Genomic DNA, 22,987 nt, shown 5'->3' with positions numbered 1-22,987 from the left:
GGCGTTGAGAGCCCGATCAGTATACGCTTTAACGGTCAGGCTGCCGAGGCAGCCTGACCAACGTGTATCAACTCACCAGTTCTTCAAGGGCGCTGCTGTCAAAATCCGAAAGCTCTTGAAGACGCCCATCACGCACTTTGTTGGCCCATTGAGGGTCAGAGAGCAGGGCGCGGCCAATGGCGATCAGATCAAAATCATTGCGCGAGCGCCACATTGCCAGCTCTTCGACATTGACGCGGCTTTTCGAGGTCGGGTCTTCCGTGCGCGTGAAGTGGCCGGTGCGGAACGTCTTGTCCAGCCCCACGCTACCCACGGCGATAACCGGCTTGCCGGTCAATTCCCGGGTCAAGCTCGCCAGCGTTTTGTCACTGCCTGCAAAGCCGGGTTCCCAGACGCGGCGCGTACTGGCATGAAAGATGTCGACACCGTCATCGGCTAACGGCTTGAGGAGCTCGCCCAGCGCCTCGGGCGTTTCAGCAATGATGGCCGTGTAATCAGACAGCTTCCATTGAGAGAAGCGGAAGAGGATGGGAAAATCCGGACCAACTGCCTTACGCACGGCGCGTACGATCATGCGTGGAAAGCGCAGTCGATTTTCCGGGCTACCGCCATAGGCATCTGTACGCTGATTGCTCTCAGACCATAGGAACTGGTCAATCAAATAGCCGTGGGCGCCATGTAGCTCGATGCCATCAAAGCCAAGGCGTTGAGCATCGCTCGCGGCGCGAGCAAAGGAAGCCGCCACGTCAAGCATGTCCTGTTCGGTCATGGCGCGGACAACTTCTACGCCGTCTTCACTGATCGCCATCGGGCCAAAACCGGGTACGCTAGTATCCGGCTCGACGCCTGGGCGGCGTTCACGGCCTACGTGCCATAGTTGCGGAACAATCTTTCCACCGGCGGCGTGAACACCCTCTACAACGCGCTGCCAGCCAGCCAGTGACTGCTCGCCATGAAAGGCGGGGACGTCCGGGTAGCCGTTGGCGCCGGGATGATCAATATAGGTGCCCTCAGTAATGATCAGCCCAACGCCCCCTTCGGCGCGACTGCGATAGTAGGCCGCCACGTTGTCGCCCGGTATGCCATTGGGTGACTGGTTGCGTGTCATGGGGGCCATGACGATGCGGTTAGCCAGGGTGACTGGCCCCATGGTGAAGGATTCAAAAAGGGGAGCGGCTAACGCTTGTTCGGGTGTTGACATGCTGTTTTCCTCTATACATATAGAAATATATAAATATGCTTATTCGTATATTTACACATATTTCAGCATTATTGGCAACCCCGTGCCCTTAGAAAGTGCTACGCCTGCCTGTCTTGTCGGATCACCGCTACGCTGTCGGCGAGCGGCGTAGCAGTCGGTAGCTATATAAAATAAACAGCGGTGCGCCCGCCGCTAAGTAGAGGTGGTAACTCACTAGCCGCCACACCAATACCGCGGCGGCGGCCTGGTCACGCTCCATCAAAGGTAACAATAGGCCGCCCACACCGACTTCAGCCGCCCCCGCGCCGCCGGGTAGAAAACTAAACTGACTGGCGGCCATGGCCAGCATCTGGGTTAGAAACGTCCACATCCAATCGGCATGACCACCCACTCCCAGCACCGCTAAATAGAGCAAGCTATAGCGCATTAGCCAGTGGGCTGTGGTCAGCAGCATCATGGCAAGCAGCGTGGTACGTGGCAGCGAAAGCGTGATCTTTAGCGCATAGCGACACCTCAATAAACGGCGCACCAACCAACGGCGACGATAACGGCTTGGCCAAGGGGCTTTCAGGCTTCTTGAGCGTAATAGGCGGGGTAAAAAGCCCATCACAATGCTGACCAGCGCTGCGACTAAGGCTAAGCCGACCAGCGCCCACTGTACCAAGGCTTGATGGGGCCACTGGGTGTCGCTGACCAATGAAAACAGCACCAGTCCACTCAACATGGCAATAAAGAACAGCAGGTCGCAGCCTTGATCAACCAAAAATACCCCGGCACCTTTGGCCGCTGGAAAGCCTCGCTGGGCCAGCAGCAAAAGCAGCGTGGCGGGGCCACCGCTGCCGCCTGGGGTGGCGCAAAGGGCGAATTTGGAGGCCAGCTCAATGCCTAGCGCGCCGCGTTGGCCAAGTGGCCCGGCACGGCCGCCCAGCATTAGCCGTAACCTTGCCGCATTGAGGTTCCAGCAAGTAAAAGCAAGCGCCAGCATGAGTACGAGCAAGCTAAGCGGGAAGTGTTTGACGCGCTGCAGTGCCTCAGCACCACCCAGCCAAGCGGTGAGCAGTAGCGGCGCCATCAGCGCTATGGCGATCATCACGCCATGCACTGGGCGCCATTTGAACAGCCGACGATTATCGGTGTTGGGGGAGAGCATACTGCTGGCTACCGTGACAAAGAGAATGATAGTGATCAAGCAATGCGTAGATAACGCTATCCCAGTTGAAATGACGCTCCACATGGCGGCGTGCATAGCGCCCGCTAGCGGCGACGTCGTTGCTGAACAGTGCCAGGCAAGCCTCGGTCATGGCGCTAGGGTCAAGCGGTCGACACAGAATGCCTGCTCCCAGCGGCACATTTTCTGCCAGTGCCCCGGCGCGTGCGGCCACCACGGGAATCCCACTGGCCATCGCTTCCTGGGCGATTAAGCCGAAGGTTTCGCGGGTGCCCGCGTGGACCAGTGCATCGCTACTGGCGAGTGCTTTTGCCACCTCGTGAGCGCCGCAACAGCGATCCACGACGGTAACGTTGCTGGGAACCTGATGCGGCATACCAGGGCCCATCAGCAATAAATGATAAGCGCGGCCTAGCTGCCGCATTGTCTCCAGCAGCACATCAATATTTTTCTCGCGGGAATTGCGGCCTACAAAGATCAGCAGCCTTTTATCGTTGGGTATGCCCATGCTGTGGCGAAAAGTAGCGTCGTATTGCTGCGGGTGAAATTGGCTTAAGTCGACACCTAATGGCTGAACGCGAACGTTGTGTACACCCCATTCCTCTAACCGGTTGGCCATCGCGTGACAGGGCGCCAGCACGCTATCAAACTGGCGATAGAGATGAGCCACGTAGCGAATTAAGCGTTTCTCAGCGTAGCGGCCAAAGCGGTCGCCCATTAAGCGCGGTAGGTCTGAGTGGTAAAAACCGACTACCGGCACACCCAGTCGCTGGCCCGCTTCCAGCGTCGCCCAGGCGGTCACGTAAGGGTCCCCCGCCTCGATAATATCGGGCTTTAAATCAATCAACGCATCGCGCCAGGGCGTGCGCCGCAGCGGGAATCGATAGCCCTGGCCTAGGGGCAGGTGGAGCGCCGGTAAAGTGTGATGGTCGCCCAGACTATCCCGCTCAGCGCCCGGCACCAGCAGGCTGGTACGCAGTTGAGGGAGGCGCGAAAAAACGCGGTGCTTGGCCTGTAAATACGTACGCACGCCGCCGCTGGCGGGGGCATAAAACATCGTCACGTCGGCAATGTGCAAGCTAACCTCCAAACCTAAAAGTGTCATCGTTTCACCATAGGGGAGAAATAAGTCAGTTTGGCGACAGCGGCGTTTGCAAGCAGCAGTGTGAAAACCGAGCGCTGCAAGGGTGGATACTTCCTCCAACCAGGGTAAGGGAGCTATATATTAGTAATATTTGTTATATATATAGAATTAAAGGTTACTTTTGGGGGGCCGATATCTATACCTCTCTTATTCACTAGGAAGTTTCTATGCTTTCACGTTTCAAGATCGGTACACGACTAGCATTGGCTTTTGGCTTGGTTTCGCTATTTCTCTTGGGCACGTTAGTGGCGGGGGTGGTAGGGATCACCGTCACTAAGGATACGGCTCAAAAAACCTTGGACACGGATGTGGCCCTAGCCAGCAATGCTGCGGAGATTCAGCGGTTGGCGTTGCTTGCACGACGCTTTGAAAAGGATATCTTTATCAATATCGACAGTCCCGAGCGGGTAGTGGACTATCAGCAGCGTTGGGCTACGACAGTAGAGGACATCCAGACCGCCTTTCAGTTAGGCAGCCAAATTGCTGATCAAGAAAGCCTGGGGGCACTGTACCAACAGGCACAAAATGCTCTTCAGGGTTACGAAGAGGGCTTCATGGCGGTGTATCGTCAGATTGAGCGAGGTAGCATTGCTGATACCTCCCAAGCCAACCAGGCTTTCGGTGAGCATAAAGAAAGTATTTACCGGCTGGCGGAGCTGGCGGACGAAATCAGCCTGGTGGCTGATTCGGGCGTTAACGCCGCGAACGAGGCGATAAACGCGGAGTACCGCTTGGCACTTTGGCAACTGTGTATCTTCGCCGGGGTGGCGCTGTTGATGGCTGCGGCACTGGCCATTGCCATTACGCGTAGTATCGTGCTGCCCTTGCGGCGAGCGGTTGAGGTTGCCCAGCGCGTAGCGGAAGGCGATCTGCGCCACGATATCGTTGCCACAGGGCGTGATGAAACCACTCAGCTATTGGTCTCCATGGCCGAAATGAGCAAGGAACTCACTACTCTGGTCGCTTCACTGCGCGACTCGAGCGAAAATGTCCTGAACGGGGCCAATGAGATAGCCCAAGGCGGGCAGGAGCTCGCCGCTCGTACTGAGCAGCAAGCGGCTGCCTTGCAAGAAACAGCTTCCAGCATGGAAGAGATGACGGCAACGGTTCGCCAGAACAGCGATTCAACCAAAGAGGCCGATACGCTGGCCCATAGTGCGTCACAGCAGATGCAGAGTGGCGGTGAGGAAGTCGCGCTTAGCGTGGAGTTGATGCGTGAAGTGACGGCCGCCTCGCTCAGTATGAACAAGATCGTTGAGGCCATCGATGCGATCGCCTTTCAGACCAATATTCTGGCCCTGAATGCCTCCGTGGAAGCAGCGCGTGCCGGTGAGAAAGGTCGTGGGTTTGCGGTAGTGGCAACCGAAGTTCGTTCGCTGGCAAGCCGCAGTGCCGCGTCAGCCAGCGAGATTCGCAGCATGCTGGATGATACGCGTAGCAAAATAAAGCTGTGTTCTGATCAAGCGGAGCGCGGAGCAACAACGATTGGAGAAACGGAAGCGATGATCCAGCGCCTCGCCATGCTGATGGCCGAGGTGTCCTCTGCTACTCGCGAACAAAGTAGTGGCATTGAGCAGATTAATACGGCGATTACCGAAATGGACTCTACTACTCAGCAAAATAGTACGCTGGTTCAACAGTCGACGACGGCGGCATTTTCACTAGAGGAGCAGGCTGGGCGGCTGCGCGAACTGGTGGCTTCTTTCCAAATAGATGAGGCAATCTTGAACAAGGCATCAGGGCACAAACCCGCCATAGCCTTGTCCCCAGCTGTCAAACAAGCTGAGTTCTAATTCAATCGAAAACTGAGTGGTAATCCCTGAAACAACAACGGCGCCCTAAGGCGCCGTTGTTATTAGGGCAAACGCTTGAGAGCTTAAACGACGGGGCGCGCCACCAGCGAGCGAGTCTCTTCGCGGGCTTCGGTGAGCACTACGCGTAGCGGATCGCCTAGCTTGTAACGTTCTTCGCCTTCGATCTGGATACGGCCCTCTTTATCGTCAATCACCACTTTACTGCGGTCACTGTGCATCAAGGGGGCGGGCACAAACGCCGTTGCGCCATTTTCCAGTAACCGCACGCGCATACCGCCACGATTGATGGCCATGATCTCAGCCTCAAAAGTGTCCTGGTTCTGCGCGGCAGGCGTCAGGTAACGCACGTAGAGCCAATCTTTTACATCGCGCTCGGCCATACGGTTCAGGCGGCGACGCTCCGTCAACTGCTCGGTGAGCTGCTGGGTAGCTTCGGCAGGCGCCTGTTCGCCTTTCAATACGCGCTTGATCAGGCGGTGGTTGACCATGTCGCCGTACTTACGAATCGGCGAGGTCCAAGTGGCGTAGGCGGCCAAGCCTAAACCAAAGTGCGGGCCAGGTTGGGCGGACATCATGGTGAAGCCCTGGAAGCGGCGCAGGCGTGCGTCCAGCCAAGCGTCATCGCGGCTTTCCAGCGCACGCTTAAGCTCGGTGTAGCGGGCAAGCTCAGTCAGCGCTTCGCGCTCAACCACGATCTCCTGACCAGCCAGGAATTCCTGGGCAGCCTCGGCTTTTTCGGGCTCAAAGGCGCGATGCACATTAAAGATACCGTGTCCGATATGCTGAGCCAGGAAATCTGCGCAGCAGGCATTGGCCACAATCATCGACTCTTCGATCATGCGATTGGCAATGCGGCGCTCTTCGGTGCGCACTGCCAATACGTTACCCGCAGGATCCAGATCAAATACATAATCGGGGCGGTCTTTAAACACCAGGGCGTGTTCGTTACGCCACGCGGTACGCGCTTCGGTCAAATCACGCAGTGCAGTGAGCTGCTCGGCGATATCATCCGCGGGCGCCCAGTCACCTTGACCTTCGATCCAGTCTGAAACGTTGTCGTAAACGAGCTTGGCGTGAGACTTAACGTTGGCCGCAAAAAAGCGGTAATCGCCCAGGCTGCCGTCGGCGTTAATATTCAGCGTACAGGCCAGCGCGGGGCGCTCTTTACCTTCCCATAGCGAGCAGAGATCGTCCGCTAACTGCTCCGGCAGCATGGTAACGTTCTGGCCGGGCAGGTAGACGGTAAAGGCGCGGGTGCGAGCTTCTAAATCGGCCGCATGGCCCTCTTCCACATAGGCGGTGGGGTCGGCAATTGCCACGCTCAACTGCCAGCCGCCTTCGGCGCGAGTCGCGACGTGCAGCGCATCGTCCATATCGCGGGTCTTTTCACCATCAATGGTGAAAAACGGCGTGGCGGTCAGGTCTTCGCGGGTAAGGCCTTCATCCATTAGCGGCCAGTCGGTGCCCGCATCAGGGCACTCTTGCTCCAGCGCATGGCGGGCCAGCGTAACGCGCCACGGCACCGCCGGGTCGTCGCTTTTAGCAACCAGCTCGTCGATCTGGGCAAAGAAGGCGCGGTCGTCGGTTTTCAGCGGATGGCGTACCAAGCGGGCCACTATCCAGTCGCCATCGGCAATGGTCGCTTCATCAAGGCTGTTCTTAAGCCGCGCCTTGATCACATTTTTAATCGACGGATGGTCGGGCACCACGGCTAGGTGTCCTTCGCGCTTCTGCACGCGGGCGACAAACCGATCCAACCCAGCTTCAATCAGCTTTTCGGGCGCAACGGACTTTTTGTCACCGTTCTCGTGGATAACCGCTTCCACCCGATCACCGTGAAGCACTTGCTTCATGGCGGGGGGCGGCACGAAATAGGATTCACCGTCGTCGGTTTCGAGAAAACCGAAACCTTTGTCGGTAGCTTTGATCACCCCTTCAGCGCGGGGGGTGGTTTGACGAATCTGTTGCTTGAGCTGGGCAAGCATGGCGTTGTTCTGAAGCATGAGCTCAATCAGTTGGCGAGAGTTAGGGTGCCACTATACGGATTCCCGCAGGCTGCGCCAATTGTCCGCTACGGAAGTTGATGGTGATTAACCCACATCAACGCTAACGCTTTACACCGCCAGAGCGGGATCGGTTAAGCTAACCATTCACTTAGGGGAGCATGTTATGACGCCGCGATTGATTGTTTCTGACCTGGATGGCACGCTGCTGGGCAGCGATCATCGATTACACGCAGACACCATTGAGGTCCTGAGAACGCTGGTGAGCCACGGGCACCATTTAGTGCTCGCCTCGGGCCGCCACTATGCCGACATGCGGGTGTTCAGAGATCAGCTTGACGTGCACGCGCATCTGATCAGCAGTAACGGCGCCTACACCCACGACCCGGACGATCAGTTGCTGGATGCCAACCATGTGGACCCCCGGCAGGCCGCGGCGTTGATTCAACTACCGCGCCCGGAGGGCGTGCGTTTAAGCCTCTATATGGATGACGCCTGGTATATCGACGCCGAGTCACCAAGCCATCTGGAAATGCACGCCGCCACAGGCTTTGTCTATCAGGTCGTGCCTCCTGAAAAGATGCCTACCGAGGGGATCGGCAAAATTCTCTATGGTGGACCTCCCGATGCGCTGCTCAAGATCGAGACTATGATCCGTGAGACCAGCGACGGCTCGCTGCACGTGACCTACTCAACCAGCGAGTCTCTGGAGATCATGGCGGGGGGCGTCAACAAAGGTGTGGCGCTGTCGGCCCTGCTTAAACGACTCTTGATTGAGCCTGAAGACTGCCTGGCCTTTGGCGACAACCTCAACGATGTCGAGATGCTGAGCCTGGTGGGCGAGCCGCACTTCATGTTGAACTCGCATCCGGAGATGGCCGGGCATCTGAGTACCGCACGCCAGATAGGCCATCACGGCGAAGCGGCCGTAGCGGTGCTGTTGCGCGAGCGGTTTGGGCTTTAGGTGCTAGTGACGTTTATCCCGGTGTGTGGATTTTAGAATACTTAGCACTAGTTTGGTGGAAGATAAAGATATGTTGGCAGAGAACTTAGAGAAATTGGTCAAAAAAGGGCGTTTGGAAGTGCGGCAAGAAGAAGCCCAACGCATTCTGCGCAAGCAGCTTGGCCTCAAATTTGGTGAGCTTCCTATATGGGTAGAACAGCGTTTGGGACAAGCGACGCCTGCGTAGCTGGAGGAGTGGTCGGCTACCATCTTGACTGCCAACTCCCTTGATGAGTTGTTTAAAAACTGACGTGACGCTTTACTTATTCGCCGACGGTTTCAGCCAATCAAACATTTTCATTATAAAGCTACGTTCAGTGGGTTTTTCATCGTTCTTGCCAATAAAAGCCTCAAGCAGACTTTGATTAAGCTGTTGAGGGAGAGCTTTGGCATCGGCCATGAGTGCTTCGCGTGAAGCATCTTCCTCAGCATTGGACGTTTCTCGAAAAAAATCAGCTGCTGGCTCATCGGAAGTATGTATGACGTAGTTGTTTGCCTTATACGCAAAGTTAGGGAACTTAGGGTCGAGAGGGGTGGTGTCGCTGCCATTAGTTGAAAATCTAGAGACCATCTGCTCAAGAAACTCAAAGTCACTGCTGTGAGTAAAGCCGTAGCCAGGATCAAGAATATAATTCAGAAAACCTTTGTCTAACCTTGTAGAGCTAATATCGCCGCTGCTCTGGATGCGGTCTACGGTGGCAGCATCTGCATCGGTAAAGCTGGCGGTTCGCACTCGGCCTTCGAGATCATAGCTACGACCATCGTTAAAGTTTGCTACTGCTACACCATCATTACATTTCCGATACCATCCAAGATCCGTTGCTAGCCTGTCCACATGCTTTAGATCTGCCCCTTGCTCCTGAGTAAACTCATATATCTCCGCCAATAGGTTTCGATCATCCTGAGTCAGAAAATGAGGAGGAAGCATCATTACATATTCATTCATACCTTTAGAGCAAGACAGCACTGGTGGCTCGCTGGTGATGTCTTCAGTAAGAAAAAGCCGTGACAATAGTAAGGCTTTACCACTAATGGTGACATTAGTACTCTCGCTATGCTGGAGCGTCTTAACATCATCGGCACGCTTGTTACTGTTAACTATTACCTTGGGTGTTGGATACTTGCTTAGCTCCTTGATTGTATGTAGAAATATGGCCTATGGTCTTCGACTTTCATCGTTTAACTCTCCCTAGTTGATATGCCTTTCCATGTGATGAAGAGGCTGTCTTACTAACGTTCTTCCTCAAGGCTACGCAGCGCCATCTTTAGCAGGCTCATGCCTTCTTCTTCGTTTTCAAGCACTGTTCTGATGTCGATGCTGCGCAACACACCCCCGTTTTCATCGCCCTCTACGACGAAAAAACTTTCCAGCGATGCTTTTACTCCATTCGTATAGGCGGGTAATTCAGGAAGGTTCCCATTATCTGCTTGAGCTAGCTTGTTTTCTTCGGGAACTGCCGACACACCGCGCCAAGCTCTCTCTGCCTCTGTCATTCCGGAGATCAACTTGGCATCTGTCTGCCTGGCCATGTGAGCCATGGAGGCGCCGGCGTAGTCACCTTCCGCTGCATAGGCGTTGTCACGCAATTCAAACGCCTGGTTTCTGAAGTCAGTATCGTTTTCCGTCATCTGTAGAAACGCTAGATAGCGCTCTGCCGATGTAAAATCGCCAGAGTCATCAAAGGCGATTTTGGAGAGCGAATGTCTATCCAGTTCGGCAAAAGGGTTTTCGGAAGATGCTTGCGGGTACGGCTCGTCGCTATTATAAAATTTCGACATCAAGTGGTTGGCCGCCTGCTCGGCGATAGAAAGCCGGGTTTTGTCGAAGCTGTCCGGGCGCTCCAGCAGTACCTCCGCTACCTTGCCCGCTTCCTGTCCGACCATTTCCTGAAGCTGCCCATGCATTTTTTCTAGAAAAGCATCAAATTCGGCGGGAGAGACGGTTGCTGTATTTTCCTTCGAGAGGATCTTTGACATCTCCATCGCCATGGAAGAGAGGTTGACCACGGCGCTTTTTTCTTCGCTCTTGGTCAGGGAATGGCTACTGCCTATTCTGGATGAGCCCTCTATCAGAGGAGAATCGCCAGCCTGAAATCCATAATAATTTGGTGAATTGATATGGCTGGCGCTCATGGTGCCGCGCCCTAGCACTTTTTCGTTATAATGATTATTGGTGTTCAAAAGGCTAAAGGCGTAAGAGTGTGTTTTCACGACTTGTCTCCGCTTATAAATTGACGAATAGTGCCCTCGGCTTTACCGATCCGAGGGCAGTCGGTGATCAGTAAACAGTAAAAGTTGCGGTATATTGGTAAGGCTCGGACCACTTTTGTCTACTCAGCCTATCCATGCAACTAGGGCCGCTTCCCACTCTATTGGAGCTGCTTTCGTAAGCGGGAACATAATATGAGCCTGCTGCCACCGTATAGAGCCGGGAAGTGAACTCACAGCTTCCTGTGCCACCCACTCGCTTGTAAGTCGCTTCGAACTCATCGTCAATGACAATAAAGCTGTGTCTTAGAGCAATAGTCTCGGTACCCCCTGCTGGAATAGTGCTGGGTGCATCCCACGATCCAGAAGTTTTTTGAAGAGGGTAAGGAGAGTGATTTACTATAGTAATCTCCGATGTTCCCCCGCGTGACGAAGCACTCACTATGCCAGAGATAAAGAAGAGCGTGAGCAATAGCGCAAGATAAAACAAGTTACGTTGGATTTTCATGATTTTCCCCAAGTATTTTTCTTTCACCAATACTAGATGGCTGGTTGAGCGATCAAGACGTCGACTATTTCTTGATGCCTACATAAAGTATCGGCAGGCAAGTCAAAAAGTTAAGTAAATATTATTATTTTTTCAGTGACTGCCGTTTATCTTCTGCTAATTCCCCGCGTCCAATATTAGGGAAACGCGGCATAAATCCCCTAGTAGCTGTCTGACAGTTATGAGCGGTGTAGAATTTGATCCTCCTGCCAAAGCCTAATCATGGTCTCCCGATGAATCAGGTCTCGTTTGCCCAAGCCGAGAGCTAAAATAAGAACAAGGTCATCCGCTGTGGGCGGTTTCTGTTCCAGAGGAAGGCGCTAGCGCCATGACAACGGTCGATTGAGGCACTGTCGCCCTCCTATTGCAGTGTGTAAATCTGAAATACCCATTTATAGCCTCACCAGCCCGTGTGATAGACCAAATACCTCAACCCCGCTAGGTGTGCTTTGGCCGATCTCAATTTCAACTCTCTTGGGCTCGTCTTGCGAAGAGGCTCGGAATTCGATGTAGCTGCCATTTTTGTCCTGGCGAATGGATTCTGGAGGCACGATCATGGCTGCGTCATTCAGGTAGGTATTGATGTGTAAGTGAGCGCTCATGCCTAGGCGTATATAGCGCTGCTGTTCAAGCGTAAGAGGCGGTACGCTGACATTGATCAGATAGCTAGCGCCGTTCTCATAGCCTTGGGACTCCATACGCTGTACGCCGATAAAAGAGAGCTCGCCTTGCAGTTCAAAATCCGGGAAGGCGTCTCCAGTAATGGTTACTGGCTGCCCCGGCTCAAGTATATTGATATCAACTTCTTCGGCCTGAGCAACGATACGAACTCTCTCTGTGCTAGCTAGAGTGAACAGAGGTTGGCCCTGAGTGACATGAGTGCCGTTCTGTAACAGCTCGTGTTTCACCTCTCTATCTTGGCTGGATGGAGGTATAACAACCCCTGAAAATGGAGCATGCAGTGTGCGCTTTTCATGCAGGGCTAACAAAGCTTCGTGACGTGCTGTGGCGTTCTCCAACTCCATTTCTGCGATGAGCCGGTTCTCGCCTAGCCCTTGGGCAAGTGTGGAAGCCAGCTCAGACTCGGCGGCTTCAAGATCGAGCTGTTGTATGGTGGCTTGCTGTTCCAGAGACTCCACCTCCATGCGCGGCACTATGCCCTTTTCAAGCAAAGTACGGCTCTCGCTTAAACGCCGTACGGTGTCGTTGAGATTGAGACGAACGCTGGAGAGCGTCCGCCGCGCTCGAGCGACTTCTTGCCCCTGTTCCCAGTTCTGCAAATCATTGAATGCGCGCTGTGCCTGCAAGCGTTGTGCTAATGCCTCGCGCAATTGAATATTGATCTGAGTGGTATCCAGTTTTAGCAGAACATCACCTTCTGTCATCTGGCTGCCTTCTGCCACCGCCAGTTCCAACACATCGCCTTCGAAGGGGGCATTTAGGCTGAGTAGCTCAGCAGGCTCTACCCGTCCCACCAATCCGATTTGCTGCACGATTGGTTGCGGTTCCACCGGCAGCCAAGTGGCTTGCTCTTGCGCTATTGCTGGATTGCTCTGCTCACTCAGCCAGTATAAAGCTACTATCGCCACGGGAAGCAGCAGCCAGGGTGTTTTCTTCCAAAGGGATTTAGTCATTGAGCGCAATGTCCCAGCTCTCCAAAGTCATGCCCAACCGCAAATCGAGCTGGGTTTGTGCGTTGAGATAAGCGATTAGAGTGTTGAGGCTGGCATATTGAGCATTTCGCAAATCTGCCTCCTGGCTCAATACTTGAAAATTACTGGAGCGACCAACTGAAAGCTTCTCACGCTCTAGCTCCAGCGCTCTCCGCGAGAGCTCAGCAGCGCGCTGTGCGAGTTGGTATTGTCGCCATTGAGCATCCAGGCTTCGAACGGCATCATCAATGTCCCGTGCGAGCGCTTGCTCGGTTTCAGTGAGGCGTAACGCTTGATCGAGAACATTCACTCGTGCTTGTACCTCGTCGCGGCGCTGGCCTGCATCGCCGATGGGGATTTCCATTTGCACTCCTGCGTAGGCATCCCAGCGCCGATCACTAGCATAGTCGCTATTATCAAATCGATTTTGCAACTGGCTAGCGCCACCCACCAGGGAGATATCCCACAAACGCTGGTTGTGTGCTAATTCCGCTTGAATATCAACCTGTTCCCGTGCAATCAGTTGAGTTAAATACTCCGGCTGGTGCTCTTTAGCTATGTGTTGGGCTTCTTCTGAATCAAGGCTTACCTGTTGCGCTGTGAGCGGATCACTGGCCTGGAGCTCTGTATTGATATCAAGACCGAGTAGGTGCAGCAATTCTAAACGGCGTGCTTCACGTTGGTTAATCGCTTCATCTACCTCTAATTCCCTGTTCGCCATATCGGCCTGTGTTTGCAGGATGTCAAACTCTGCCATCTGACCTGCAGCAATTAGCGCTTCATTCACCTCGGCTAGTTGTTGTGAACGAGCAAGTGCTTCCTTAGCAATAATTAATTGCTCCTGTGCGCGTAGCAACTCACGGTAGGAAAGCACAATTTGCGTTACCACCTGCGAGACAGTGGACTGCAATCCCAAGAGGTGCACTTGTTCACTTAGACGTGCAAGACGTAGAGGGGCGGTCGCCACATCCTTTCCAGCATCACGCAAAAGTGGTTGAACAACCGTGAAGGTGACACCTCGGCTATGATTGCTCCCCACTTCCCCACTTTGATTTAGGGCTTCCGTCCAGGAAAGGCTAAAGCGTGTACCCAGCGATCCGCTGATTGATACTGTAGGAGATACTTCTCCAAGCTGTTCATGGTCATCATCACGCTGAGTGGCGATATAACGTCCCTGAAGGCTCAACTGAGGATCAAACTGATCCTCCGCCACTATCAAATCGAAACGCTGAGAAATACGTTGCAAATAGGCGCTGCGGATAGTGCGGTTCTGTTGAAGCCCTAGGGCTACTGCTTCTGTCAATGTCAGCTCCAGTATCTCGCTGGCAGGTAGCTTAGGTATAGTTGCTGTAGTATTCATTACGGGTGTTGATGGCAGTAAAACGTCATCCGTCCAGGCTCCAGCGGAAAGACTAAACATCATCAACATTGCTGTGGCTGCTTTCAGGTATCGTGATTCATTCAGCACGCAGTGCCTCCGCTGGCTGAAGTTTAGAAGCTGATATTGCTGGGTATAATCCAAAAAAAATCCCTGTCAAAAGAGAGCAGCCTACACCTAACGGTAACGCCATTATCGATAAGGTAAATTCCCAACCGGAAAAGTGTGTGAATGAGAAAGCAATGGCAACGCCAAGCAGTGCGCCGGCTATTGCGCCAACAATCGATAGATTGACTGCTTCCAGTAGAAATAGTGTTCGGATATCTCGCTGGCGAGCACCTAATGCCATACGGATGCCAATCTCTCGTTTACGCTCGGCCACGCTCATCAGCATGACGTTCATGACCCCTACGCCGCCCACTAACAATGAGATGCCTCCTAGCGCAGCGAGTAAGTAAGAAAACGTGCTGGCTTGGTGCCTTAAACCATCCAACAACTGCTGAGGTATCTGTACATCAACCTCTCTACCATTAAAAGTTTGAGTCAAATAGCTATTTAGCACCTCAGCTAAAGCGGCCAAATCAGCTTCATCTGCCTTGATGATAATGCCGGTGATTTCAGGGGCAGGGCGCAAGCGTTTCATTCCTTCGATGGGGATGAGTATTGACTCATCCAGTACGATGGGGATCAAGGGAGTAGCGGGCAAACTCTCTGCAATGCCGATGACATTAAACAGGTAATTATCAATCCTTATTAAATCGCCTACTCTTAGAGGATTACCTAATGAACCTAAATCCTTGGCTACTCGGGCACCAACCACCGCAAAAGTTTCTCTATGGTCATACCTGGAGAGATCGCGACCAGCATTAAATTTAAGCCCTATGGCATCAGCCAAACCTTGGGTTGTTCCAACGAGGCTGGCATCGGTATTTTGCCCATTATGGCTTAGCTGTGCCGAATGCAAAGTGATAGGTGCAATCTGACTGATGCCCGGTACGGCCTTACGCAGTGCTTGGGAGTCAAGCGTTGAAGGTAAAGGCTGGCGATTCTGGTGTGAGTAGGGAAAACCGACGACTAATATATCTGTTCCCATATTTTTGAAAATGCGAACGGCTTCATCGGCGGCATTTCCACCGATGGTGAGTAGCGCAATGATTGATGAGCTCCCCACTATAATGCCGAGGAGCGCTAAAATAGAGCGTCGCTTCGACAGGTTTAGATTGTCGATAGATTCGCTGAATATCTGAGTAACCTTGATATGACTACTTGCCTTATACATGTTTGTCGTCTCTAGCTACAGCGACTTCGTGCATTTTCCCCTGGCGGATTTCTAACTTTCTATCAAAGTGGTTGGCCATGGCTATATCGTGTGTCACTACGATAAGTGTGACTGACTGTTCTCGGTTTAAGGCAAGTAAAATGTCTAGTATTTCGGTAGCAGTTTGGCTATCAAGGTTTCCCGTTGGTTCATCTGCAAGTATCAAGCTGGGGTTGCCGACCAATGCTCTGGCAATGGCTACGCGTTGGCACTGTCCGCCTGAAAGCTCACTGGGCAGGTGTGTAACGCGATCCTCCAAACCCACTTGCTTGAGATGATCCAAGGCATGCTGACGCGCTTTGTTACGAGAAAAGCCGCGGTAGGAGAGCGGCAATGCCACATTATCTAAAGCGGTTAGGCGTGATAGTAAATTAAAGGACTGAAAGACAAAGCCGATTTCCTGATTGCGGATTGATGCCAAGACATCTGAGCTCGCTGAGCACATATCGTAACCAACAAAATGGAATTCGCCAGAGTCAGGGCGGCTGAGAAGGCCAAGAATATTGAGCAACGTGCTCTTTCCGGATCCCGAGCTTCCAACAATGGCGCATGACTGGCCACGCATTATATCAAGGGTGACATCCTTCAATACGCAAAGCTCTTGCTCTCCTGTTCGATGACTATAGGTGATGCCATCCAAAGAAATGATCACCGGTTTATCTCGTCTCATATATTTTTCAACGGCATCAACTGGTTCTGATGGCTTCACATTGCTTCCATATTTACTGTAGCTTATCCACTTCAGTATAAATATACAGAGTATATGGTTTTAATGGAGTCATAACTGCTGAAGAAGATGTAAAAAAGTTGCCAGTTATAAGGCTTGGTGGCCTTCAAGATAAAAATCAGTGGAATGTAAGGATTTATTCCATTCGAATGCCTGGCTTCACAGGAAAAGGCTCTGCAAATTTAAGCATAAGCAGAGCCTGTTGGTTTTTTAGCTTACCTCATCGTGAATTCAATATCCCAAGAGTGGTCATTAAAATTCGTACGAGTAATATTGGCTTGGCATCTGGCTCCTCCGCTAGAACGTGCCTGCTTGCTCCACGTAGGAGGCATTGAACCTACTCCTGGAACATAGGCAGTGTAAAACTCGCAGCTTTTGCTACCCATGCGGTAGCGCACAGCCGCCATGTTGATGGTGGGGGAGAGTGTATTGGTAACAGTATATGCATCAATATCTCCTGGATCTACTGATTCTCTGGGTTTGGGGCTAGAGTAAGCATAGGTTAGCGATTCATTTTGGCTAATTATGGTGTATTCAGCAGCGGGTGAGTTGCTCGCTCCTAAGTGCTTGAAAGTAATATTAACGGGTGGCCCAGCATAGGCTGTTGCAGATATAGCCAATGAGCCTACTGCAAGTAGAGCTAGCGTAATTTTGCGTATTTTCATGATCTATCTTCCCTCAATAAAATAATGGTTTTTCACTTTATAGTGACCCCGTTTTAAAACAAAATACGACATTGCTATATCATTGCCGCAACAGTCATTAATCCATTGGAAAATAATTGTTTTGGATCTGATATAACTCCGTTGTCGAATAGCCTCCTTAGTGCAAATGGTCGAGACATATCATTAAGGATTTAATTGTCTCGCCTTTGCTATTGTCTCTGGTCAACTAACCGATGAGTTAGCAAAGCGTTTGCCAAGGTTGGCGAAGTCTTCACTCGACATCAGTATTTCAAAAATATCTTCAGGAGCCCCCTTGCCTTCGGCGCGGTGGGTCATAAAGTTGAAGTCCATCTCGATCAGGTGCTCAAGGCGCGGCGCATAGAAATCGGGATACTGCGCCTGCATGATAGGGGGCAGCTCGTTGTAATTACCCAGCACTTCTTTGAAGAATTCGGTCATCTTGCCGGTTTGTTCATACTCCAATTTACCGCGAGCTATAACCGCTAATCTTCTTGCTGTTTCCTGGTCATACTCTTCTTTCCAAGCGGCTTTTCGCTCATTGGTCGTAAACGTGCCGCTATCGTCATAAATAATCAGTGCAAGCTGATCTTGCGATAGGCCGCTAAAGGGGTTGCTGCCTCTGCCGCTTACAAACGAGGTGGCTTGTTTTGCTCTTTCCAGTAGTTCGGGGTCATCGGTGTTAGGTACTTCAGCATCATATTTTGCACGGTGAAGATGAAAGTCCCGAGTTATTGGCTGAAGCAACGCATCGGCTTTTTGGCCTAGTGCTTTACGATCCAAACTGGCATCACGCTCTTCAGCACGTAGTGCGCTGTCGCTTAACTGCTGAGCCAAAGTGGAAAGTTGGCTTGATGGCTTCGAAGAACCAAAAGTAGGCGTTGTGCTTCCGCCTTGTTCCGTTCCCTTGGTTGATACATCCTGGGTGCGGCTACCAGCAGTCGTTTGCGACGTCGCCGGGGTAGATGAACCAATACCGATTGTCATTGCAATACCTCCTTGTGGCTTTGCTTAATAGTCATTACGTGTGTAGATGCACTAGGTAGAAGCCCTATGTGTTTATTAATGATTATAGTTACTATCGGCAGTTTAACCCAAAATGTTAAGAATATTTTGTATCTTTATGTAGATTTTCTTATTAAGTGTCTATGTATAAGGTCCTTCGTATAGAGTGTTTTATAAATCAGTAGCTTAACAGTAATTTATGCCTGATTTTATTTTGCGTAGGCACTTAACGGGCGGGATGAGTCTAGGGCTGAAACCGATGCCCGAAAGCTAATGCCTGTCATTGCAAGTGGTTTTTCGAGCTACTTACTTCACTCATAGCGCATCAATTCAATTGCGGTAATACGCTGCACTCGTTAACTTTTTTATCGTTCTTACCAATCAAACCCCAATTATCTCTTTTCAACTAACCGATGAGTTAGCAAAGCGTTTACCAAGATTGGCAAAGTCTTCACTTGACATTAATATTTCAAAAATATCTTCAGGGGCACCCTTGCCTTCGGCGCGGTGGGTCATAAAGTTGAAGTCCATCTCGATCAGGTGCTCAAGACGTGGGGCATAGAAGTCGGGGTATTGTGCCTGCATGATAGGGGGCAGCTCGTTGTAATTACCTAGCACTTCTTTGAAGAATTCGGTCATCTTGCCGGTTTGTTCATACTCCAGCTTGCCTCGAGCAACAACCGCCTGTTTCCATGCAGTTTCTTGTGCACGCCCCTCTAGCCAAGCCGCCCGTTGCTCATTGGCAGTAAACGTGCCGCTATCATCATAAATAACCAATGCTAGTTGATCTTGCGATAGGCCGCTAAAGGGGTTGCTGCCTTTGCCGCTTACAAACGAGGTGGCTTGTTTTGCTCTTTCCAGTAGCTCGGGGTCATCGGTGTTAGGTACTTCAGCATCATATTTTGCACGGTGCAGATGAAAGTCCCGAGTTATTGGCTGAAGCAACGCATCTGCTTTTTGGCCTAGTGCTTTACGATCCAGGCTGGCATCACGCTCTTCGGCTCGCAGGGCGCTGTCGCTTAACTGCTGAGCCAAAGTGGAAAGTTGGCTTGATGGCTTCGATGAACCAGAAGTAGGCGTTGCGTTTTCGCCTTGTTCAGCTCCCTTGGTTGATACATCCTGGGTGCGGCTACCAGAAGTCGTTTGCGACGTCGCCGGGGTAGATGAACCAATACCGATTGTCATTGCGATACCTCCTTGTGGCTTTGCTTCATCGCCATCAAATATGTGGCCGATGATAGTGACGAAAGCGCTGGTTATTGCTCTATATCTACATTATTAATCGGCTAAGCAAACAAAAGCGTTAAGTAAATATTGTATTTTTTTGTTAGCATTCTTATTAGTATTCAGAAATAGCGTAGCCACAGGTGATTTCATCATTAGTCGAAGAGGGCTTGAGATGCACTGTTCCCTCCACCATCATCAAGGCCCAAAACGACAATAGCGTAGGGCGAAAACCGCTGCGATGACGACACCCCCTGCTACTTTGATTGTGGTCGATGACGACCCGGAAATTTGTGAACTGCTCGCTGACTACCTGGGGCGTCATGGCTACCGGGTATTCACGGCGGACGGTGCCCAAGCGCTGCACGCACTGCGTGCTGAACACACCGCCGACCTGCTGATTGTTGATCTAATGCTCCCCGGTGACGACGGTTTTACCATCTGCCGCGATGTCAGAAAGCACAGCGACGTGCCGATTATCATGCTCACCGCCAGTGCCGATGAGACTGACCGTATCCTTGGCCTTGAGCTGGGTGCTGATGACTATTTGGGCAAGCCGTTTAATCCCCGCGAATTGCTGGCGCGCATCAAAGCGGTGCTGCGCCGCACCCGCAGTACACCACCTGTACTGCCTGCCGGGCAGGCGCGTTGGGTCAGTTTTGGCAATTGGCAGCTTGATCGCATGACCCGCGAACTGATCGGCCTTCAAGGGGAGCGTGCGGCGCTTTCGGGCGCTGATTTTCAGCTACTGCAGGTATTTTTAGACCACCCCGCAACGGTGCTGACACGTGATGATCTCTACGCGCTTACCCGCGGGCGTGATGCGCCGCCGCTAGACCGCTCCATCGATGTTCATGTGTGTCGTCTGCGCCAGCGGCTGGGAGAAGATGCCCAGCACTCCCAGCTGATTCGAACAGTGCGCGGCGCGGGTTACGTATTAACCGCCCAGGTAGATGCATTAACGTGAAACCCGTGAAGTGGGTAAAAATACGTCGTAGGCTGGCCCGCTGGCTGCCGGCTTCGCTACGCGGACGCTTCGTGATCATCATGATTGCCGGGGTGCTGGCCGCTCAGGGGGCCAGCTACGCGATTTGGACGTCCCAGGTACGCTCCAGCCACTTGGCACAGCTTGATGAGCTTTCCACCAATATGGCGTTTAGCATCGCCTCCACCATGAAATTTTTCCGCTCGTTGCCCGTCGATTATCGCCATATCGTGCTGGATCAACTGCGCAATATGGGCGGTACGCGCTTTTTTGTCAGCGTTAACGAACGCAGGCTGATCGTCGACGATATCGGCTCGGGGCCGGAAAAAGAGGTGGTAGTAAATAATGTGCGTTCGGTGCTCACCCAACAACTCAATATTGACGATGTCATTGTCGAGTTTTCCCGCCCGGAAGATCTGCGGGTGTTCAATAATGAAGTGCTCCTTTACGACCTGCCGCCTCGCTGGGGGCAGCACAGCCTGCTGATGGAGCCGCTCTCGCCGCCGATTCTAGTGGTCCAACTGGAGCTTGCCCCGAACACTTGGCTTTACGTTGCCACGCTGCTGGGCGTGCCGGATATTTTCAGCGGTTATCGCTGGCTCTCTGAGGAGCGTTTGCTGGTCGGGCTATTGGTACTGCTGAGCGTACTGGCACTCTCGCTGTTGGGCATCACTAGCGTGACTCGACCGCTGGCGCGGCTTTCACGGGCAGCGAATCAACTGGGCGATGATTTGGATATGCCGCCGCTAAAAGAGAGCGGCCCCAAGGAAGTTGCCGCCACGGCAGTGGCGTTCAATCGTATGCAGCGGCGGATCCGCGAGCAGATTGAGGAGCGTGAACGGCTGTTTTCGGCGATTTCCCATGATTTAAAAACGCCCTTAACCCGGATGCGCCTGCGCGCCGAAATGCTCGATGACGACCACCAGCGCGAGCGCTTTTGCGCCTCGCTGGATGAATTAGACAGCTTAGTGAAGGGCGCCTTGGCCTCGGTGAAAGGCTTGGATCTACACGAAGAGCCAGCGCCCGTTGACTTAACACTCCTACTTGAAGAGCTGGCCGAAGAGCTTAGCCTGCAGGGAGGACAGGTAACGGTTGAGAAAAAAGCTCACCCTGTTGCACCGCTAATCGCCAAGCCGCTAGCGCTTAAACGCTGTCTGGCAAATCTGCTTGAGAACGCAGTGTTCTATGGCAAACAGGCCGATGTGCAGCTAAGCGACCAGGGTACGTCTGTCACCCTGCAAATTCGCGATGACGGCCCCGGCATTCCCGAAGACCAGCTAGGGCGGGTGTTTTCACCCTTTGTTCGCCTTGAGCCCTCACGCAGCCGTCACACCGGCGGCAGTGGCCTGGGATTAGGCATCGCCCGCCATATTGCCCGGGCACATGGTGGCGACATTGCGCTTGCCAACCATGCGGTAAAAGGGCTGGTAGTGACCTTAACGCTCCCTCGTCAGGAAACTATTACCGGTTTGTAATAAACCTTCAACACTATGCAGTAAACGGTAACTCCCGTTACGGTCAGTCTTGGCGTAACCTCTATGCTGTCAAACGTCCGAGAGGACAATAACAATATAAGGAGTGACTCCATGTCGACGTTGCAGAAAACTACCCTTGCGCTTGCCCTGGCAGGCGCTACGCTCGCCACTACTGCTCACGCTAATGAAGTGGAAGTACTCCACTGGTGGACATCAGGTGGCGAAGCCCGTGCTGCCAATGTGCTTAAAGAGCTAATGGAAGCCGAAGGCTACGGCTGGCAAGATTTTGCCGTGGCCGGTGGGGGCGGTGAAACCGCCATGACGGTGCTTAAATCCCGCGCTATGTCGGGTAACCCACCCTCCGCCGCCCAAATCAAAGGCCCCGAGATTCAGGAGTGGGGTGAGCTGGGGTTGCTAGGTGACCTGAATAGCGTTGCCGATGCGGAAGGTTGGGATGAATTACTCCCTGACGTGGTGGCCGATATCATGCGCCACGACGGCCAATACGTGGCCGTACCCGTCAACGTGCACCGGGTAAACTGGCTGTGGGCCAACCCGGAAGTGCTGGAAGCAGCAGGGGTAGAAATGCCCACCACGCTGGATGAGTTTTTCGAAGCAGGCGAGGCTATCCGCGAAGCAGGCTTCGTGCCGCTGGCTCACGGTGGCCAAGCGTGGCAGGACGCGACGGTATTTGAAAGCGTGCTATTAGGTGGTCAGGGCAGTGAGTTTTATCAGCAGGCATTGGTAGAGCTAGACCCTGAAGCACTGGGCGGCGAACAAATGATCGATGCCCTTGAGGACTTCAAACGGACGCGTGAGCTGATGGACGAAGGTATGCCCGGGCGTGACTGGAACATTGCCACCGCCATGGTAATTCAGGGAGTGGCCGGTTTTCAGCTGATGGGCGATTGGGCGAAAGGGGAGTTCACCGCGGCTGGACTAACCGCCGGGGAAGATTACCTGTGCGCGGCAGCGCCGGGCACCCAAAATGCGTTTACCTTCAATATCGATAGCCTGGCCATGTTCCGGGTCAGCGACGACGAGGAGCGTGAAGCGCAGCAAGCGTTGGCGCGTTTAGTGCTTGAACCCACCTTCCAAGAAGCGTTCAACCTTGCCAAAGGTTCGATTCCGGCGCGTCCTGATCTGGACATGAGCGAATTCGATAGCTGTGCCCAGCAGTCCCTGGCCGATTTCCAGCGTACCGCCGAAGAGGGTGGCTTAGTGCCGAGTATGGCCCACGGTATGGCGGTTCGCGCGGATATTCAGGGTGCTATTTTCGACGTGGTGACCAACTACTTCAACGATGCCGATATGCCCGCTGAAGAAGCAGCAGAACGGATGGTGAGTGCTGCCCAAGCGGCCTCTTTCTAGCGCTAAGCTTACCGCCGTTTTAGTAGGCGCCGTCGCAACGGCGGCGCCTATGCTGCTTGGCAAGGACACTTCTCCATTAGA

19 protein-coding genes are annotated in these 22,987 nt (G+C 52.9%); 6 read left to right on the top strand and 13 right to left on the bottom strand.

Translation table 11 applies throughout. The features are described 5' to 3' along the window. Positions 1-67: 67 nt before the first annotated feature. The 3 genes from HVA01_RS09760 to gpgS all read right to left on the bottom strand — a co-directional run bounded on the left by HVA01_RS09760 (position 68) and on the right by gpgS (position 3,447). Entirely contained in the window at positions 68-1,201 is a 1,134-nt protein-coding gene (locus HVA01_RS09760) for an NADH:flavin oxidoreductase (protein ID WP_146875129.1), read from the bottom strand. A 127-nt stretch (positions 1,202-1,328) separates the two neighbouring features. After that, positions 1,329-2,351, bottom strand: coding sequence for a glucosaminyl phosphatidylglycerol flippase (gene gpgF / locus HVA01_RS09755; protein ID WP_146875128.1), 1,023 nt, complete (start codon positions 2,349-2,351; stop codon positions 1,329-1,331). Beyond that, the gene (gpgS, locus tag HVA01_RS09750; protein WP_146875357.1) at positions 2,329-3,447 is read right to left on the bottom strand and encodes an N-acetylglucosaminyl phosphatidylglycerol synthase; all 1,119 of its coding nucleotides are present in this window, start codon (positions 3,445-3,447) and stop codon (positions 2,329-2,331) included. Before gpgS ends, gpgF begins: the two co-directional genes overlap by 23 nt. A gap of 233 nt (positions 3,448-3,680) precedes the next feature. On the opposite strand from gpgS, the gene HVA01_RS09745 reads away from it, so the two are divergent. After that, entirely contained in the window at positions 3,681-5,306 is a 1,626-nt protein-coding gene (locus tag HVA01_RS09745) for a methyl-accepting chemotaxis protein (protein WP_146875127.1), read from the top strand. A gap of 83 nt (positions 5,307-5,389) precedes the next feature. Here the strand turns inward: HVA01_RS09745 and HVA01_RS09740 are convergent, their stop codons facing one another. After that, the gene (locus HVA01_RS09740) at positions 5,390-7,330 is read right to left on the bottom strand and encodes an exoribonuclease II (protein ID WP_146875126.1); all 1,941 of its coding nucleotides are present in this window, start codon (positions 7,328-7,330) and stop codon (positions 5,390-5,392) included. Between the two features lie 166 nt (positions 7,331-7,496). On the opposite strand from HVA01_RS09740, the gene HVA01_RS09735 reads away from it, so the two are divergent. Both HVA01_RS09735 and HVA01_RS09730 read left to right on the top strand, forming a co-directional pair. Further along, positions 7,497-8,294: an HAD family hydrolase gene (locus tag HVA01_RS09735; protein ID WP_146875125.1), complete on the top strand. Its 798-nt coding sequence runs from the start codon at positions 7,497-7,499 to the stop codon at positions 8,292-8,294. A 70-nt stretch (positions 8,295-8,364) separates the two neighbouring features. Then, positions 8,365-8,520, top strand: a complete 156-nt coding sequence (locus HVA01_RS09730; protein ID WP_170243500.1) for a hypothetical protein — start codon at positions 8,365-8,367, stop codon at positions 8,518-8,520. Between the two features lie 72 nt (positions 8,521-8,592). Here HVA01_RS09730 and HVA01_RS09725 read toward each other — a convergent pair whose 3' ends face one another. The 9 genes from HVA01_RS09725 to HVA01_RS09685 all read right to left on the bottom strand — a co-directional run bounded on the left by HVA01_RS09725 (position 8,593) and on the right by HVA01_RS09685 (position 19,036). After that, positions 8,593-9,264 (bottom strand): hypothetical protein, encoded by a 672-nt coding sequence (locus tag HVA01_RS09725; protein ID WP_146875123.1) that lies wholly within the window; start codon positions 9,262-9,264, stop codon positions 8,593-8,595. Between the two features lie 299 nt (positions 9,265-9,563). Next, positions 9,564-10,544: a hypothetical protein gene (locus HVA01_RS09720; protein WP_146875122.1), complete on the bottom strand. Its 981-nt coding sequence runs from the start codon at positions 10,542-10,544 to the stop codon at positions 9,564-9,566. A 936-nt stretch (positions 10,545-11,480) separates the two neighbouring features. Then, complete coding sequence (locus HVA01_RS09715; RefSeq protein ID WP_146875121.1) at positions 11,481-12,722, bottom strand: efflux RND transporter periplasmic adaptor subunit; 1,242 nt, start codon at positions 12,720-12,722, stop codon at positions 11,481-11,483. After that, entirely contained in the window at positions 12,715-14,262 is a 1,548-nt protein-coding gene (locus HVA01_RS09710) for a TolC family protein (RefSeq protein ID WP_218031550.1), read from the bottom strand. Before HVA01_RS09710 ends, HVA01_RS09715 begins: the two co-directional genes overlap by 8 nt. Then, complete coding sequence (locus HVA01_RS09705) at positions 14,198-15,397, bottom strand: ABC transporter permease (protein WP_146875120.1); 1,200 nt, start codon at positions 15,395-15,397, stop codon at positions 14,198-14,200. Before HVA01_RS09705 ends, HVA01_RS09710 begins: the two co-directional genes overlap by 65 nt. After that, positions 15,390-16,145 carry an ABC transporter ATP-binding protein gene (locus HVA01_RS09700; protein ID WP_218031549.1) on the bottom strand — a complete coding sequence of 252 codons (756 nt, stop codon included), beginning with the start codon at positions 16,143-16,145 and terminating at the stop codon, positions 15,390-15,392. Before HVA01_RS09700 ends, HVA01_RS09705 begins: the two co-directional genes overlap by 8 nt. Before the next feature lie 233 nt (positions 16,146-16,378). Then, positions 16,379-16,828, bottom strand: coding sequence for a hypothetical protein (locus HVA01_RS09695; protein WP_146875119.1), 450 nt, complete (start codon positions 16,826-16,828; stop codon positions 16,379-16,381). 222 nt (positions 16,829-17,050) lie between these two features. Next, on the bottom strand, positions 17,051-17,833 hold the full coding sequence (locus HVA01_RS09690) for a hypothetical protein (RefSeq protein WP_146875118.1): 783 nt from the start codon (positions 17,831-17,833) through the stop codon (positions 17,051-17,053). A 420-nt stretch (positions 17,834-18,253) separates the two neighbouring features. Beyond that, entirely contained in the window at positions 18,254-19,036 is a 783-nt protein-coding gene (locus tag HVA01_RS09685) for a hypothetical protein (RefSeq protein WP_146875117.1), read from the bottom strand. Positions 19,037-19,316: 280 nt separating this feature from the next. On the opposite strand from HVA01_RS09685, the gene HVA01_RS09680 reads away from it, so the two are divergent. The 3 genes from HVA01_RS09680 (at position 19,317) to HVA01_RS09670 (ending at position 22,906) form a co-directional block, all read left to right on the top strand. Next, positions 19,317-20,042, top strand: coding sequence for a response regulator (locus HVA01_RS09680; protein WP_146875116.1), 726 nt, complete (start codon positions 19,317-19,319; stop codon positions 20,040-20,042). Positions 20,043-20,122: 80 nt separating this feature from the next. After that, complete coding sequence (locus HVA01_RS09675; protein WP_371860143.1) at positions 20,123-21,535, top strand: ATP-binding protein; 1,413 nt, start codon at positions 20,123-20,125, stop codon at positions 21,533-21,535. Positions 21,536-21,646: 111 nt separating this feature from the next. Further along, positions 21,647-22,906, top strand: a complete 1,260-nt coding sequence (locus tag HVA01_RS09670) for an ABC transporter substrate-binding protein (RefSeq protein ID WP_146875114.1) — start codon at positions 21,647-21,649, stop codon at positions 22,904-22,906. Positions 22,907-22,987: the final 81 nt, after the last annotated feature.

It is taken from the genome of Halovibrio variabilis (assembly GCF_007991175.1).
GTDB classification, from domain to species: domain Bacteria; phylum Pseudomonadota; class Gammaproteobacteria; order Pseudomonadales; family Halomonadaceae; genus Vreelandella; species Vreelandella variabilis.
Note: the sequence above shows the minus strand (reverse complement) of the source record. Positions and strands in the feature narration are given on the sequence as shown.

Coding starts and splice junctions, on each gene's coding strand:
- HVA01_RS09675 (WP_371860143.1), top strand. CDS start 20,123: ATGATTGCCGGGGTGCTGGCCGCTCAGGGGGCCAGCTACGCGATTTGG.
- HVA01_RS09705 (WP_146875120.1), bottom strand. CDS start 15,397: ATGTATAAGGCAAGTAGTCATATCAAGGTTACTCAGATATTCAGCGAA.
- HVA01_RS09740 (WP_146875126.1), bottom strand. CDS start 7,330: ATGCTTCAGAACAACGCCATGCTTGCCCAGCTCAAGCAACAGATTCGT.
- HVA01_RS09725 (WP_146875123.1), bottom strand. CDS start 9,264: ATGATGCTTCCTCCTCATTTTCTGACTCAGGATGATCGAAACCTATTG.
- HVA01_RS09690 (WP_146875118.1), bottom strand. CDS start 17,833: ATGACAATCGGTATTGGTTCATCTACCCCGGCGACGTCGCAAACGACT.
- HVA01_RS09715 (WP_146875121.1), bottom strand. CDS start 12,722: ATGACTAAATCCCTTTGGAAGAAAACACCCTGGCTGCTGCTTCCCGTG.
- HVA01_RS09730 (WP_170243500.1), top strand. CDS start 8,365: ATGTTGGCAGAGAACTTAGAGAAATTGGTCAAAAAAGGGCGTTTGGAA.
- HVA01_RS09685 (WP_146875117.1), bottom strand. CDS start 19,036: ATGACAATCGGTATTGGTTCATCTACCCCGGCGACGTCGCAAACGACT.
- HVA01_RS09670 (WP_146875114.1), top strand. CDS start 21,647: ATGTCGACGTTGCAGAAAACTACCCTTGCGCTTGCCCTGGCAGGCGCT.
- gpgF (WP_146875128.1), bottom strand. CDS start 2,351: ATGCTCTCCCCCAACACCGATAATCGTCGGCTGTTCAAATGGCGCCCA.
- HVA01_RS09760 (WP_146875129.1), bottom strand. CDS start 1,201: ATGTCAACACCCGAACAAGCGTTAGCCGCTCCCCTTTTTGAATCCTTC.
- HVA01_RS09680 (WP_146875116.1), top strand. CDS start 19,317: ATGACGACACCCCCTGCTACTTTGATTGTGGTCGATGACGACCCGGAA.
- HVA01_RS09695 (WP_146875119.1), bottom strand. CDS start 16,828: ATGAAAATACGCAAAATTACGCTAGCTCTACTTGCAGTAGGCTCATTG.
- HVA01_RS09745 (WP_146875127.1), top strand. CDS start 3,681: ATGCTTTCACGTTTCAAGATCGGTACACGACTAGCATTGGCTTTTGGC.
- HVA01_RS09735 (WP_146875125.1), top strand. CDS start 7,497: ATGACGCCGCGATTGATTGTTTCTGACCTGGATGGCACGCTGCTGGGC.